General features: G+C 33.2%; 15 protein-coding genes. 14 read left to right on the top strand and 1 reads right to left on the bottom strand.

All coding sequences use genetic code 11. The annotated features are described in order from the left end of the window. Position 1 precedes the first annotated feature (1 nt). The 9 genes from apaH to yciH all read left to right on the top strand — a co-directional run bounded on the left by apaH (position 2) and on the right by yciH (position 10,112). A complete protein-coding gene (gene apaH, locus ACGH6S_RS03845) occupies positions 2–820 on the top strand; it encodes a bis(5'-nucleosyl)-tetraphosphatase (symmetrical) ApaH (protein WP_174798773.1) in 819 nt (272 codons plus the stop codon). Between the two features lie 29 nt (positions 821–849). Next, positions 850–2,682: a signal peptide peptidase SppA gene (sppA, locus tag ACGH6S_RS03840; protein WP_174798772.1), complete on the top strand. Its 1,833-nt coding sequence runs from the start codon at positions 850–852 to the stop codon at positions 2,680–2,682. A 783-nt stretch (positions 2,683–3,465) separates the two neighbouring features. Continuing rightward, positions 3,466–4,107, top strand: a complete 642-nt coding sequence (gene tmk, locus ACGH6S_RS03835; protein WP_034910296.1) for a dTMP kinase — start codon at positions 3,466–3,468, stop codon at positions 4,105–4,107. Then, positions 4,104–5,087, top strand: a complete 984-nt coding sequence (gene holB, locus ACGH6S_RS03830) for a DNA polymerase III subunit delta' (protein WP_174798771.1) — start codon at positions 4,104–4,106, stop codon at positions 5,085–5,087. Before tmk ends, holB begins: the two co-directional genes overlap by 4 nt. A gap of 76 nt (positions 5,088–5,163) precedes the next feature. Then, on the top strand, positions 5,164–6,564 hold the full coding sequence (locus tag ACGH6S_RS03825; RefSeq protein ID WP_411578334.1) for an MBOAT family O-acyltransferase: 1,401 nt from the start codon (positions 5,164–5,166) through the stop codon (positions 6,562–6,564). A 16-nt stretch (positions 6,565–6,580) separates the two neighbouring features. Beyond that, complete coding sequence (locus ACGH6S_RS03820) at positions 6,581–7,879, top strand: DUF459 domain-containing protein (protein ID WP_065590325.1); 1,299 nt, start codon at positions 6,581–6,583, stop codon at positions 7,877–7,879. Further along, complete coding sequence (locus ACGH6S_RS03815; protein WP_411578335.1) at positions 7,872–9,047, top strand: GDSL-type esterase/lipase family protein; 1,176 nt, start codon at positions 7,872–7,874, stop codon at positions 9,045–9,047. The genes ACGH6S_RS03820 and ACGH6S_RS03815 overlap by 8 nt, the downstream gene beginning before the upstream one ends. 29 nt (positions 9,048–9,076) lie before the next feature. Beyond that, positions 9,077–9,781, top strand: coding sequence for an orotidine-5'-phosphate decarboxylase (pyrF, locus tag ACGH6S_RS03810; protein ID WP_296300244.1), 705 nt, complete (start codon positions 9,077–9,079; stop codon positions 9,779–9,781). A gap of 10 nt (positions 9,782–9,791) precedes the next feature. After that, entirely contained in the window at positions 9,792–10,112 is a 321-nt protein-coding gene (gene yciH / locus ACGH6S_RS03805) for a stress response translation initiation inhibitor YciH (protein ID WP_296300246.1), read from the top strand. A gap of 60 nt (positions 10,113–10,172) precedes the next feature. On the opposite strand, the gene tmaR is transcribed toward yciH, so the two are convergent. Continuing rightward, the gene (gene tmaR, locus ACGH6S_RS03800; RefSeq protein WP_085165540.1) at positions 10,173–10,493 is read right to left on the bottom strand and encodes a PTS system regulator TmaR; all 321 of its coding nucleotides are present in this window, start codon (positions 10,491–10,493) and stop codon (positions 10,173–10,175) included. A 308-nt stretch (positions 10,494–10,801) separates the two neighbouring features. On the opposite strand from tmaR, the gene accD reads away from it, so the two are divergent. The 5 genes from accD (at position 10,802) to purF (ending at position 15,645) form a co-directional block, all read left to right on the top strand. Next, entirely contained in the window at positions 10,802–11,692 is an 891-nt protein-coding gene (gene accD / locus ACGH6S_RS03795) for an acetyl-CoA carboxylase, carboxyltransferase subunit beta (RefSeq protein ID WP_065590328.1), read from the top strand. A gap of 6 nt (positions 11,693–11,698) precedes the next feature. Beyond that, complete coding sequence (gene folC / locus ACGH6S_RS03790; RefSeq protein WP_065590329.1) at positions 11,699–12,970, top strand: bifunctional tetrahydrofolate synthase/dihydrofolate synthase; 1,272 nt, start codon at positions 11,699–11,701, stop codon at positions 12,968–12,970. Between the two features lie 12 nt (positions 12,971–12,982). Continuing rightward, complete coding sequence (locus tag ACGH6S_RS03785) at positions 12,983–13,558, top strand: SPOR domain-containing protein (RefSeq protein ID WP_411578336.1); 576 nt, start codon at positions 12,983–12,985, stop codon at positions 13,556–13,558. Between the two features lie 68 nt (positions 13,559–13,626). Next, positions 13,627–14,112 (top strand): CvpA family protein, encoded by a 486-nt coding sequence (locus ACGH6S_RS03780; protein ID WP_085165571.1) that lies wholly within the window; start codon positions 13,627–13,629, stop codon positions 14,110–14,112. Between the two features lie 18 nt (positions 14,113–14,130). Continuing rightward, complete coding sequence (gene purF, locus ACGH6S_RS03775; RefSeq protein WP_411578337.1) at positions 14,131–15,645, top strand: amidophosphoribosyltransferase; 1,515 nt, start codon at positions 14,131–14,133, stop codon at positions 15,643–15,645. Positions 15,646–15,691 lie beyond the last annotated feature (46 nt).

Here is a 15,691-nt window from a genome sequence, read left to right as displayed (position 1 = left end):
AATGGCAAACTTACTTATTGGTGATATTCATGGTTGTTATGATGAGTTTATGCGCTTACTTGAAAAAGTGAAATTCTCATCATCGGATATTTTATGGTTAACAGGTGATCTAGTTGCTAGAGGTCCAAAATCATTAGAAGTTCTAAGATTTGTTAAACATAATGCTAACCAAATTCGATTGGTATTAGGTAATCATGACCTACATTTATTATCAATTTATGCCAATGTTACCCCTTCTAAAAAGAAGGATAATCTTGATGAAATTATTCGTGCACCAGATTTTGGTGAATTAATGGAATGGCTGCGTAGACAGCCATTGGTCCAAATTGACGAATCATTAAAGTTAATTATGACCCACGCTGGTATTTCACCACAATGGGATATCGAAACACTAAAAAAATGTGCTTATGATCTGAATGTTATGCTATCTAGTGATTCCTATATCCTATTCCTTGATAAAATGTATGGCAACTTTCCGGATGAATGGTTTCCTGAACTACAAGGATTAGATAGATTGCGTTATATTGCTAATGCATTAACTCGTATGCGTTTTTGTTATGAAGATGGTCGATTAGATTTTTATTACAAAAAATCACCTGAGCAAGCACCTTCGAAACTTAAACCTTGGTTTTTATTACCAAGCAAAATTCCAAACGAGTATGCAGTTGCCTTTGGCCACTGGGCTGCATTAAATGGAAAAGGTACACCAGATAATGTTTATGCACTCGATACAGGATGTTGTTGGGGTGGAAAATTAACGTGCTTAAGATTTGAAGATAAAAAATACTTTAAAAAGAAAAATATTGAAGTAAAAAATTAGATAAACTATCTATGAAAGGATCATTTATTATGTCTGCTTTATCTGTCATTAAATCAATATGGAAAGTGATTAACTTAATAAGAGAAATATTTCTTAATCTAATATTTCTAATTATTATTATTTTAATCTTTAGCGTCATCGCATTAGTCCAAGAAACACAAAAACAAGAAATTATTCCACAATATGGAGCATTGGTGTTGGATATTGAAGGAGTAATTGTTGACAATACATTATACGGTGATGAAATTTATGCTTTACAAAGCAAAATCTACGGTAAGAAAGTAAATACTTCTCGTGAAAATAGTTTATTTGAATTAACTCAAAAAATAGCTCAAGCCACAGCAGATCCAAAGATTACAAGCATGGTTCTTAAATTAGATCATTTTGTCGGTGCTGATGTGAGTTCGCTACAGTATATTGGTAAATATTTAACCAAATTTAGTAAGGCGAATAAACCAATTTATGCTTATGGTTCTAACTTCAATCAAAGCCAATATTATTTAGCCAGCTATGCTGATAAAATATATTTAACACCACTTGGCTCAGTTAATGTATATGGTCTAGCGGCCAACAATCTATACTATAAAACTTTGCTTGATAATTTAAAAATTAACACACATGTTTTTAGAGTAGGAACTTATAAGTCAGCCATCGAACCATTTATTCGTGATGATATGTCAGAAGAAGCAAAAAGCAATACGACACGTTGGTTAACACTTATGTGGAACAATTATCTTCAAGACATTTCAACACAACGGAAAAAGGCCGATACCCAATTGGTTCCAACTCCAGAGGCTATGTTGACCAATTTAAAAGAGGCTAATGGTAATATGGCTCAATATGCTATGTCTAATGGATTGGTCGATGAAATTGCATCTAACTATCAATTTGAATCTGAGCTTAATAAGCAACATCAAATCAGTATTTATGATTATCAACTTAAGTCAAAAGATACAAATTTAGATAGTGATAACGGAAGCAACAAACCACTAATTGCGGTTGTATTTGTAAATGGCACTATTACGGATGGTGAAAATAGTAGTAATATTGCTGGTAGTCAAGACATTGTTGAACAATTGAGAAATATCCGTAAAAACTTAAATAAACATAACACACAAGCAATAGTATTACGAGTAAATAGCCCAGGAGGAAGTGTAGATGCGTCAGAAGCAATTCGTAGTGAATTAGAAGTATTACGTGATTACCAGATTCCTGTTGTTATCTCTATGGGAGGAATGGCTGCATCGGGTGGATACTGGATATCAACTGCATCGGATTACATAGTTGCAAGCCCAAATACAATTACTGGCTCTATTGGTATCTTCGGTATTATTCCAACATTCGAAAAATCTTTATCTCATATTGGTGTTTATAGCGATGGTGTAACTACCTCTCCATTAGCAAGTAATAATTTTGCGCAAGATCTACCAACCGAAATGAACCAACTAATTCAATTAAATATTGATAATGGCTATCAAACATTTATTTCGTTAGTAGCAAAAGCACGAAATATGACAACCGAGCAAGTCGATAAAATTGGACAAGGACAAGTTTGGTTAGGTTCAGAAGCAAGTAAGATTGGACTTGTTGATAAATTAGGTGACTTTGATGATGCCATTGAAACAGCTGCAACATTAGCTAATTTAACTGATTATGAAATTGACTGGCAAAAGCCAAAAGGAAATTGGTTTAATGCATTTTATTCAGATATGATAGCCATGTTACCTAAATCAACGGCAGAAATATTTTTTGAACAACTTCCTGCAGCAAAACAACTTCAACAGCATGTTTCTTTATGGAATAAGTTTAATGATCCACAAAATCGCTATATTTATTGCTTAAATTGTGCTGATGTTCGTTAATATACTTTTGCTTATTATCTGCCACTGTTGTGGCAGATAATAATTTCTTTCTCACTCTAATTTATAATTTGAGGAAAAACGTGAGTTGTTTTACTGCACGATTAAAATAATCTTCTAAACTACTTATAGGCAGTTGCTTAAAATCTGGTTTTATCTCTTTCAAATTATTAAATATTTGCTTATTATATGGTATCTTGATTAAAGGATATATACGTTTTTTGCCTTCTAATTCATTTGAAGGCAAGTTGGTTTAGTATATTTTTGATTGATAAGATGCCTATTACAAAATCTAACAAATGAAATACTGTGAATTTTCAATTAATCATAAAACAGTATAAAATCCTGAATATTTTTTACAAAATATAACCCCAAAAGTGAATAGTTATGTAAATACCTTATAGTTAGTTTACAACTTAGGTTAAAATTTGTTGCTTGTTTTAGTGTTTTATATCCAGTAAGACTATTGTCAAATAGCCACAAAAAGCGCAAATAATTCCTACAATTAAATATATATCTTATTTATCTCCCTTGTATTTCACTAGCTGGTAGAAGTTTAGTTGCTATTGATAAAATTGAATAAAATCAATACCCTACCTGAATGATTTTTGCTGTTCATCTTATTGCTTCATTAACATTAAAAAAATATTTAAAATTTAATAATGAAGGTATTAATTGTAAAATTGAAAAAAGTATTAATAATTCAAACTAAAATAATCAGTAAAAATAGCGTACAATAGCGCAATATTAAACACAAGCTTATTATAAATAGATTAGGAATTTAGTATGACCGGCAAATTTATTGTCGTCGAAGGGCTTGAAGGGGCAGGTAAGACCACCGCTATTGATATCGTTGCTCGTATTTTAAATCGACACAATATTGGCGATTTGCAGTTTACTCGAGAGCCAGGTGGAACAGCGATTGCTGAGGCATTACGCAATATTATTAAAAATGGTTTAGATAATGAGCTTTTGACTGATAAAGCCGAATTATTGATGTTATATGCCGCACGTATTCAGCTGATCGATAATGTAATTAAACCAGCACTTCATGCAGGTAGATGGGTTATTGGTGATCGTCATGACTTATCAACGCAAGCTTATCAAGGAGGTGGGCGCCAGTTAGATAAAGTTTTTATGATGACATTGAAAGAACAAGTGTTAGGTGATTTTAAACCTGATCTTACTTTATATTTGGATATTGATCCTCAAATAGGATTAATGCGAGCAAGATCTCGAGGTAAACTCGATCGCATCGAGCAACAGTCATTGCCGTTTTTTGAACGAACTCGTCAAAGTTATTTAGAACTTGCTAAACAAGATAAAACCATCATTACAGTTGATGCAGGAAAATCAATCGACAATGTGAATGGGCAAATTGAACAAATTTTAACTGCATGGTTAACTAAACAGGTTGATATTGAATGATCTTAAATGACTACCCTTGGCTTTCTTTGCCGTATCAGCAATTAGCTTCTGGAATTATGCACAAACGGGCTCATCATGCTTTATTAATTAATTATGTCCAAGGTAGTGGTGAAGATGAGTTTGTTTCAAAGATTGCAAGCCGTTTATTATGCCAATCCTCACAGCAATTGGAGCCGTGCTTAAACTGCCATAGTTGCCAATTATTTTTGTCTCACCATCACCCTGATTATTATGTAATAACCAATGAACAATCTAAACAGTCAATAGGTATTGATCAAATCCGTAAAATATCAAACAAAGTTTACGAAAAATCTCAGCAAGGTGGAAATAAAGTTATTTGGATAAAAAACGCAGTTTTAATGACCGAAGCTGCCGCCAATGCATTGTTAAAAACGTTAGAAGAACCACCAGAAAACACATATTTTATTTTAAGTGATGAACATAACAGCAAATTGCTTCCAACAATTCACAGTCGCTGTTTTTCTTATTTTTTACCTATTCCTAAATTGGAACAATCCATTGAATGGTTAAAAAGTCAACGCAATCAGCAATACAGCGATAATGAGCTTGCTTCAGCATTATTATTGAGCGAAAATGCACCTCTAAAAGCACTTGCACTATTGGTACCTGAAAAGTGGCAACAACGAAAAGCATTTTGTGATCATTTGTTAGAAGTTGTACCACAAAACAATTATTGGCAACTAGCTAAAACCTTTGATCATGAAGAATTTATTGAAAGAGTTATTTGGTTTTGTGCTTTATTAAGTGATGCGCTTAAAGCGAAGCAAAAAGTGGGGCGTTTTATTGTTAATCGTGATCAAGTCCCATTGGTTCGACTGCTCGCCACTAAAAGCAATGAAAAAATTTCTGAGCTCTATAATTTATGGTTGCAGGCAAGAAATCAGTTATTAACTGTTACTGGATTGAATAAAGAATTGATTGTTTATAATGTACTTGCTCAATCCGAATTGATTAGCTAGCAAAAAGTAAAGTATTTTATAAAGGGTTTAGTCAAAAATTTTCAGTAAAGTATACTGTTAAGTAATAAGGATTGCAGTGAGTTATTTATCTATAGAGTTTGGTTTACTCTTTATCGCTTTCTTTGCCTTGTATTGGGGATGTCACTTATCACCCAAAATACAAAATATTCTACTTTTAGTAGCAAGTTATCTTATTGTTGGCAGTTATAGCTGGCAATTTTCGCTTATCCTTTTTATTTATACATGTGCAATCTATTTGTTCTCAGTACTGATTGCTACATCTGAGCGTCACTCAAAACGATGGTTAATTTTAGGATTATGCTTATCAATAATTAATCTGGCGTTGTTTAAATATTTTGATTTTTTTCGTTATGAGTTGCAGGATCTACTTAATTTATTAAATTTACCAGTTTTACTACCTGTTATAACCGTACTAATTCCAATAGGCATCTCATTTTATACTTTCCATTCGGTAAGTTATTTAGTTTCGGTAAAAAAGAAAGAGTTACCCGTCGCTAACTTTTGGGATTTTGCCTTGTTTTTGTCTTTTTTTCCAAGTATTATTGCCGGTCCTATTAACCGAGCTAAAGAATTTTTACCTCAAATTAGCATCAGTCAGCCTCGTAAAATTTTAGAGCCATTTCGTGCATTTACGTTGCTTATCTTGGCCGTAATTAAGGTTTACTGTTTAGGTGGTTTAATCAATGAATATTGGGTTAAACCAATATTTGCTAACCCGTTAGAATTTAGTGTAATTGATTTACTAGTAGGTCTTTATTCTTATGCAATGCAAATTTATTTAAATTTTTCAGGGTATACTGATTTAGTTACAGGTATTGCCTTATTGCTAGGATTTCGTTTACCAATTAACTTTAATTTCCCTTATTTAGCATTAAATTTGAGAGATTTTTGGGCACGTTGGCATATTAGCTTATCTCGTTGGATTCGCGATTATATTTATATTCCTTTAGGAGGAAGTCGTCGAGGTTTTATTCGGACTCAAATCAATGTCATGTTGGCAATGTTACTATCTGGATTATGGCATGGCGCTGGCATTAATTTTATTATTTGGGGGGCATGTCACGGCATTGGTATTGTGGCACTCAACATTGGCGATCGTTATTTTGGGCAAGATTGGATAGCTACACGTTCACCATGGATAGCACGGTTATTAACATGGCATTATGTCTGTTTCACATGGTTATTTTTTAATAGTGACAGTTTACCTGATGCAGTAGATTATATGACAGCATTAATGCATAACTTCTTGATAGAACCACATCATGCAGGGGCATTTTTAGTGATTTGTTTCATTTACTTTGCCTACCCGATGTGTAAAACTTTTACTGATTGGTTTATTATGCAGTTAACCAAAATACCGCATTTATATTTACCATTGATTTTTATTTTAATTCTGTGGTTGGTTATTTATATTGCACCATCAGGTATGCCAAACTTTATTTACGCTAATTTTTAATTATATTAATTTAATTATGATGATATATAAAAAATCGTTCTCAAAAAATAATAAAAAACCAAAATCTAGTTTGAAACGGCAACGTCATAAATCGCTGAATAAAAGTGTAATTAAAAAAAATCTTCACAAAAAAACAAACACACCTCTCGTTTTTACTGGCAGCCCTTTATCAGCTCGTTATATATTAGTTATAATGTCTGTTACTGCTATTGCATTAATTGCGATTTATTATAAATCTATATTGATTTATTGCCAGCAAGCATACCATACTGATTTATTTGATGGTAATACGATTGCTTCCCAAGAAATTTCACCACAAGATATTGAAAAAAACTACATTGATGAGCAAAATGATCAAGAACATATAATCACACAAGCATCAACTTCACTTACTCAACCGATTGATGTTGCTTTACCCGTTACTGAAAATAAAACATCCAAGTTAGCAACGGATGAGTTTGATGAGATAAAACAAAATAAAAAAATCGAAGAAGTAGTTACAGACAAAAATCTAAAAAGTGAAGATACTGGTGCGGATTACAATTTAGAGATATATTCTGATACTACTAATCAAAATAAGCAAGAAATAGCATCTGTACTTCAAGATAGGAATGATGAAGTTCATAAGGATATTGAATCAATCCATGAACCACTACCGATTGTTCTAACAAGTAATGATAAGGTATTTTTTGCAGGTGACTCTTTAATGCAAGGCGTTGCACCATATGTAAAAAAAATGTTGTTTAAGCAATATAAAATAGAAAGTATTGATTTGAGCAAACAAAGTACAGGACTTGCTTATCCAAGTGCCTTCGATTGGCCAAAAACAATTAATGATAATTTAATTGCTGATCCTTCAATAAAATTATTGGTCGTTTTTCTTGGTGCTAATGATCCTTGGGATTTTCCTGTTAAAGGTTATGCCAAATACGCTAAATTTAAATCTGAATTATGGGAAGAGCACTACCGTTTGCGTATTGCATCTATTTTAAATAGTGCTATAGAAAATGATGTTCAAGTACTTTGGCTTGCTGCGCCTTGTATGCGTAAACACAAATTAAATAATGGAATGGTTTATCTAAATAATTTATATAAATCTGAAATAGAAAAAACTCAACAACATTTCTTAACAACAAACGAATTATTGGGTTGCACATACGAAAAGTTCAGTAATTTCATAGAAACCGATAAAGCCAAAATTAAAGTAAGAGTTGATGATGGGGTACATTTTACACCAACTGGCCAAAAAATTTTGGCAAAAGCGATTATGGAACAAATAATTTATAAAGAATTAGAGGATACCTTTAATGATTAAATCTTTAAAGTATATTATAACCGTAATTGCAGTAACAATTACCGTTGGTTGTAGTGTAGCTGAAAGTAAAACCACCACGGTATCTACTATTGTTGATTTTGGTGATCCTAATGCTAAACAATTTGCAATGCGTTTAAAATCGTTAGAGGATAATAAAAAAACGGATCAAGTGGTCAATATAACTCAATTTGGTGATTCGCATTCAGCCGCTGATTTTTTTACTGGTGAGTTAAGAACATTAATGCAACAAAAGTATGGTAATGCTGGTATTGGCTGGATAACGCCTGTAGCTATAAAAGGACAAAGCCATGCAGCTGTTACGTGGAGTTCTAAAAATTGGAATGTGCTAAGTAGCCGAACTTTAAGTAACTTGGATTTTCCTATGGGTGGTTTTATTGCTAAACCAAATAAAGATTTTGCCACTATCCGAATTACACCAAGAGGCTCTAATAATAAAGATTGGCAAGTTAAGTTAACCTTTAAAACACTTAAAAATAACACAAATTCATTAGCGCTTTATGATGCTAATAATCATAAAATTAATTTAAGCAATACTCCAAAATCAAATACTTGGCAAACAGCTTCGGTTGTTTCTAAAATGCCATTGGTTATAAAAGGTCAAAAAGATATAGAGCTTGGTGGAATTTGGTTGACTCGTTATCAACAACCAGGTGTTATTGTTTCATCTATTGCCACTAATGGAGCTAAACAGACAATTTGGCAAAAGTGGGGGAAAGATTGGTTTAAAGAACTGTCTATATCACAAAGTGATTTAATTATTTTAGAATACGGGACAAATGAAAGTTTTGATGGAGCATTAGATGCTAATCAATATCGAAAAAATTTAGTGAATAATATTAGACTGATTCGTAAAACATTACCCAATGCTACGATCTTGATAATGACACCCCCTGATACTATGGCAAATGAAACAAATATGCCTAAGTCTTTTGCAAAGATAATGGATATTCAAAAACAAGTTGCTAAATCTGAAAAAACATTATTTTGGGATTGGCAAGTGGCAATGGGGGGAAAGTATTCTATTAAGCAGTGGCGAAAACGGGGGTTAGCACGCCCAGATTTAGTGCATCAAACTTTACGAGGTTATAAAGAAAGCGCTCGTATTTTTTATGCTGATTTGAATGAATTTGTTAGAAAGAATAGCTAAGAATTTTGATTAGAAGGAATAAATGAGTTATGGCATCACCAATTATTGTTGCAGTTGATTTTCCAGATGTTAAATCAGCATGGAATTTTATTGATCGTGTAGATCCCAAAGATTGTCGCATTAAAATTGGTAAAGAGCTTTTTACACATGCAGGACCTGACTTTATCAAGCAAATTATGAAAAAAGGTTTTGATGTTTTTTTAGATCTTAAATTCCATGATATTCCAAATACTGTCGCAAAAGCAATTGCTGCAACTGCTGACCTTGGTGTGTGGATGACCAATGTTCATGCTAGCGGTGGTTCACGCATGATGACAGCTGCTAAAGATGCGCTTTATTCATATGGTAAAGATGCCCCTATTTTGATTGCAGTAACAGTATTAACTAGCATGGAGTTAGCAGATCTACAAGAAATTGGTATTAACGTATCACCTTTAGAGCAAGCAACCAGATTAGCAATACTTGCTAAAAACTGCGGGCTTGATGGTGTAGTATGTTCAGCGAAAGAAGTACAAAGTTTTAAAACCCGTTTGGGCAGTGATTTTAAATTGGTGACACCAGGTATTAGACCAGTGGGTGCTAATTCTGATGACCAAAGGCGTATTATGACACCTCAGCGAGCTCAAGCTGCAGGTTCTGATTATTTAGTCATTGGACGCCCAATTACCCAAGCAGAAGATCCTGCCAAAGCTTTACAAACAATTTTAGCAACACTAGATACAAGTAAGAGTTAATAATATTATTATGTCTGATAATTCAATTGTTTACTCGACCGATAAAGGTCGAATTAAACCGACCCAAACACTTATCTCACGCCCTAAGGGGGATGGTATTATTCGAATTCAACGACAAACATCAGGCCGTAAAGGTAAAGGTGTTTGTGTTATTACTGGATTTGATATCGATCATACTCAATTATTACAGTTAGCAGCAGAATTAAAAAAACGTTGTGGTTGTGGGGGAGCAGTTAAAGATGGTGTTATTGAAATACAAGGTGATAAACGTGATTTATTAAAGTCATTGCTAGAAGATAAAGGATTTAAAGTAAAGCTAGCAGGTGGCTGATTTAGTTTATAAAATTAGCGCCCACAATAAAAATGGACGCTAATTACAGCACAATAGATTTTAATTAGAACGATAACTACGCATTTTTTTACTGATCTCTCGACGTTCTTTTGAAATTTCAGCATTTTTAATAATGTAATCATCAACACGATCATCGTAATCGCTTTTCATGTTCGCAATAATTGCTTGAAGCTCTTCATAAGTCATATCTGGTTTAATATATTCGCTCAAGTTTTCAAGTAGCAGTACTCTTTTTTGGTTGTCACGAATTTTCTTCTCGTTATCTGATATTTCACGTTTTAATTTATTTAAACGGCGTGATAAACGAATGTATTCTAATACATCTTGAAACGATGGTGCGGTTGTTTTTTCCTTGTCCATCTATAACCCCTTATTTCAAAAAATGGAAAATAAACTTCTACCAATTATATACCAATAATTTTTTAAGATCATATTAATTATATTTTTAAACAAAATGATATTTCAGTAGATTAGTTATCTGTTGAGTGTTAGCTATTTTAAATTCGATTTTAAGCAGATTTTATTTCTAAATCTTTATCAAAATATTTTTTTATTTTATAAGGTTATTTGCAAAATAACATAAAAATAAAAACAGCTATTAAGAATTAGTGCAAAGTATTGTACAATACATTCAAATTTGTAAAAAGTGCCAGAATGAGAGAATCATAATGAGCTGGATTGAAAAAATTCTTAGTAAAAATAATATATCGTCAGATCATAAAAAGGCGAATATTCCTGGTGGCGTTTGGACAAAATGCACTAACTGTGATCAAGTCATTTATCAAGCTGAACTCGATCTTAATTTAGAGGTCTGTCCAAAATGTGATCACCATATGCATATCCCTGCCCGAGTGCGTTTATATCGTTTTTTAGACGAAGGTTCGGATATCGAAATTGGTGCAGATCTTATGCCTAAAGATATCTTAAAATTTAAAGATACTAAAAAATATAAAGATCGATTAACAGCAGCTCAAAAAGAAACTCACGAAAAAGAAGCAATGGTTGTCATGAAGGGAACATTGCTTGGCGTACCAGTAGTTGTTGCTTGTTTTGAATTTGCTTTCATTGGTGGTTCAATGTCTTCTGTTGTTGGTGCATTATTCACTCGCGCCGCAGAGCAGGCCATTGAGGATAAATGCCCTTTAATTTGCTTTTCAACAAGTGGTGGTGCACGAATGCAAGAGGCGCTATTCTCATTAATGCAAATGGCAAAGACGAGCGCTATTCTTGCTAAAATGCAAGATGAAGGTTTACCATATATTTCAGTAATGACCGACCCTACCATGGGAGGTGTATCGGCAAGTCTGGCAATGTTGGGTGACATTAATATTGCTGAACCTAAAGCACTAATTGGTTTTGCTGGTCCTCGAGTGATTCAACAAACTGTTCGTGAAACATTACCAGAAGGTTTTCAACGTAGTGAATTTTTACTTGAAAAAGGGGCAATTGATATGATCATTCATCGCAAAGATATGCGTTCTAAAATTGCCAGTTTAGTAACAAAATTAATGAAACTACCTGATCCGTTTAATGAAGTTACTCTTAACGAGACAGCTTAATTGAGTATGACAAATAACCAACTGAATGCCATGTCAGATCTAAAGACATGGCTTTATTATTTAGAACAACTACATCCTATAACTATTGACTTAGGTTTAGAACGAGTAAAAGCTGTAGCTCAGCGCCTAGATTTATTACAACCAGCGCCTTATATTTTTACCGTTGCTGGCACTAATGGCAAAGGAACAACTTGTCGAACGCTTGAAATGATATTACTTGAAGCGAATTTAAAAGTTGGTGTTTATAGCTCTCCCCATTTATTACGTTTTACTGAACGGGTACGTATTAATAATCAAGAATCAAGTGAACAACAAACCGTAAAAGCCTTTGTAGAAATAGAACAAGCCAGAGGTGATATATCGCTTACCTATTTTGAATATGCAACACTTGCTGCACTTTATCAATTTAAACAAGCAAAATTAGATGTAGTTATATTAGAAGTTGGTCTTGGTGGGCGACTTGATGCAACTAATATCGTTGATGCTGATGTGGCAGTTATTACAACTATTGGTATTGATCATGTTGATTATTTAGGTGATACCCGTGAAAGTATCGGACGTGAAAAAGCAGGCATTTTTAAACCTAAAAGTATTGCTATTGTTGGTGAGCCAGATGTACCAGCATCTATTTTAAATGTGGCTAAATCTGTGAATTGCTCTATTTATAGGGTAAATTGTGATTGGCGTTACCAACAACTTAATAAAGATTTATGGTCATTTGAATCGGCAATAAGACAGTATAAAAATTTACCTATTGCCAATGTTCCTTTAGCTAATGCAGCAACTGCAATTGCAGCTATAAGTTATTCATCACTTAAAATAACACAAGATGAAATAACTAAAGGATTGGCAAAATCAAATTTAATCGGGCGTTTTCAAATTATTCAAACATCGCCACTGGTTATTCTTGATGTAGCACATAACCCACATGCAGCAGCTTATTTAACACAACAATTAGAAAAACTAAAAGCAGAATATTTGCAAGTAGGCAAAGTTAGATTTGTTGTTGGTATGCTTAAGGATAAAGATATTAAAAGTACCTTATCCATCTTAAAAGGTGATAGATGGTATTGTGCTTCACTTTATGGTGAACGAGGTTGTAGTGCTGAAGTATTAAAACAGCACTTATTTAATGAAGGTGAGTTTAATGTATCAGCATTTGATACTGTATCTAAAGCCTATCAAAAGGCAATGCAAGATGCTAAAGAAGATGATATCATCGTGGTATGTGGCTCATTTCATACTGTATCGGATGTGTTAACTGAAATTGAGCATTAAGTGGAATTAGTCATGGTAGACAATCAAGAAAATAATCCCAATAGAGTAAGAAATTGCCTTGTAGGTTTTGCTACATTACTACTTATTATTGCAGCAATAGCCCCGTGGATTATAACGGATAAACCTAACTTACGAACGACAACAACACCAATTTTGCAACCTGAAGTGGTTACGCAGCAAAATCAAGTGGTAGTACCATTTGATGATGTTGATGACAATTTTACCCATAATATATCAGATGTTCCTTACCTATCTGGCTCAGATCAAGATCTAAATTCATCAGCTTCATCTGATATTGTTGATGATACTGACGATTCAACAAATATAATTCAACCTTCAATGTCACAGCAAGAATCTAAACCTTATATGATCCAACTTACGGCTTTAAAAAATAAACAAAAAATAGAAGAGTTAATTGCATTATTACGATTAAATAATTATAGCGTTAGAACAATACCTGATAACCCAGAACCTAATCAGTTAATTAAGTTACAGGTTGGCCCTTATGCTAAAAAAGAGCAAGCTGAACAAGTCATTATTAATTTAAATAACCTAACAAAATTAGAAGGTATTATTATTACTAATTGACCGTTGTGCTACTTGTTTTTAAGTTGTAAAGAATAATTATTATTAATAAAAAGTTGTGAGTTATTATGATGAACTGGGCTGATTTTACGATTATTGGTGTAATTGCTTTTTCTGCATTAATTAGCGTTGTTCGAGGTTTTGTTCGAGAAGCGTTATCATTAGTTAGCTGGATATTAGCTTTTTTTATTTCCAGCCAATTTTATATTTATATTACTGATTATTTAACTTATTTTGATAGTGATGTTATACGTATTGCTGTAGCAATTGTTATTTTATTTATTGCTACCTTATTGGTTTGTTCGATTGTGTCTTATGTTATTGGACAATTATTAAAAAAAACGGGATTATCTGGTACTGATCGTTTATTAGGTATCTGTTTTGGTGTATTACGAGGCGTTTTAGTTGTTGCAGCTATTCTTTTTTTAGTTGATACTTTTACGCCGTTATCACAATCACCTTACTGGATTCAATCTCAGCTAATTCCGCATTTTAGTTTTATTATTCGCTGGTTTTTTGATTTTATACAACAGTCTTCTTCGTTTTTAATACAATAAATTTGGGGTAACCATAGTATGTGTGGTGTTGTTGGTATTGTTGGGAATAGTTCTGTTAATCAATCTATTTATGATGCATTGACTGTTTTGCAACATCGAGGGCAAGATGCAGCAGGTATTGTGACTATTGATAATCAAAATCGATTTCGTTTACGCAAAGCGAATGGTTTAGTCAAAGATGTGTTTCAAGAGCATCATATGCAACGGTTGCAAGGTAATTTGGGCATAGGACATATTCGTTATCCTACCGCAGGTAGCTCAAGCCCATCCGAAGCGCAACCTTTTTATGTCAATTCACCTTATGGTATTGCGCTTGCTCATAATGGAAATTTAACCAATACTGATCAGTTGCGTAATAAAGTGTTCGAACTTGCAAGGCGTCATATTAATACCAATTCCGACTCAGAGGTGCTACTCAATATTCTTGCTGATGAACTTGACAAATTTCCCACCTATCCACTAACTGCCGACAATATTTTTACAGCAATACATAATGTTCATAACATAATTAAAGGCGCATATGCTTGTGTTGCAATGATTATTGGGCATGGTCTTGTTGCTTTTCGTGATCCTTATGGAATACGGCCATTAGTTATTGGTAAACGGGTACTTGAGAATCAGAAAATTGAGTACATGGTTGCCTCTGAAAGTGTAGCATTAGATATTCTTGATTTTGAGTTTATACGTGATGTCGAACCAGGTGAGGCAATTTATATTACTCAAGATGGACAATTATATTCTCAGCAATGTTCGGATAACCCTCAATATTATCCATGTATTTTTGAATATGTTTATTTTGCAAGACCTGATTCTTTAATGAATGGTGTCTCAGTTTATCAATCACGTATTCAAATGGGGCAAAAATTGGGGGCTAAAATAGCAAGAGAATGGAAAGATGTTGATATTGATGTAGTCATCCCTATTCCCGAAACATCTTGTGATGCCGCTCTTGAAATTGCACGTATTTTAAATAAACCTTACCGGCAAGGATTTGTTAAAAATCGCTATGTTGGACGCACCTTTATTATGCCAGGGCAAAGCGCACGTAAATTGTCTGTAAGACGAAAACTCAATGCTAACCGTATTGAATTTGAAGGCAAAAATGTTTTATTAGTTGATGATTCGATTGTACGAGGAACAACCTCAAAAGAAATTCTTGAAATGGTACGTTCTGTTGGAGCTAAAAAAGTCTATTTAGCGTCTGCTGCGCCAGAAATCAGGCATCCAAATGTTTATGGGATAGATATGCCGGTTGCCCGTGAACTTATTGCTTATAACCGAACAGTTGATGAAATAGCAAAAAATATTGGTGCTGATAAGGTTATATTTCAAGATTTATCTGATTTAATTAATTCAATTACAGAACAAAACTCCAACATTCATCATTTAGAATGTTCTGTTTTTGATGGAAAATATGTTACCGAAGGAATTGATGATAGCTATTTATCATTATTAGAACAGAAAAGAAATGAAACTAAAAAATCTTCAGACATTAAAGAATCAGAAAACCTAGAGATTTATAATGAAGGTTAATAAATTGTGAAAATATAAAATACAATATAAAGGCCTAAAATTATCA

The sequence above is a fragment of the Gilliamella sp. BG3 genome (assembly GCF_046635605.1).
Taxonomy (GTDB): Bacteria; Pseudomonadota; Gammaproteobacteria; order Enterobacterales; family Orbaceae; genus Gilliamella; species Gilliamella bombi.
The sequence above is the reverse complement of the archived record's forward strand: the minus strand, read 5'-3'. Positions and strand labels throughout refer to the sequence as shown.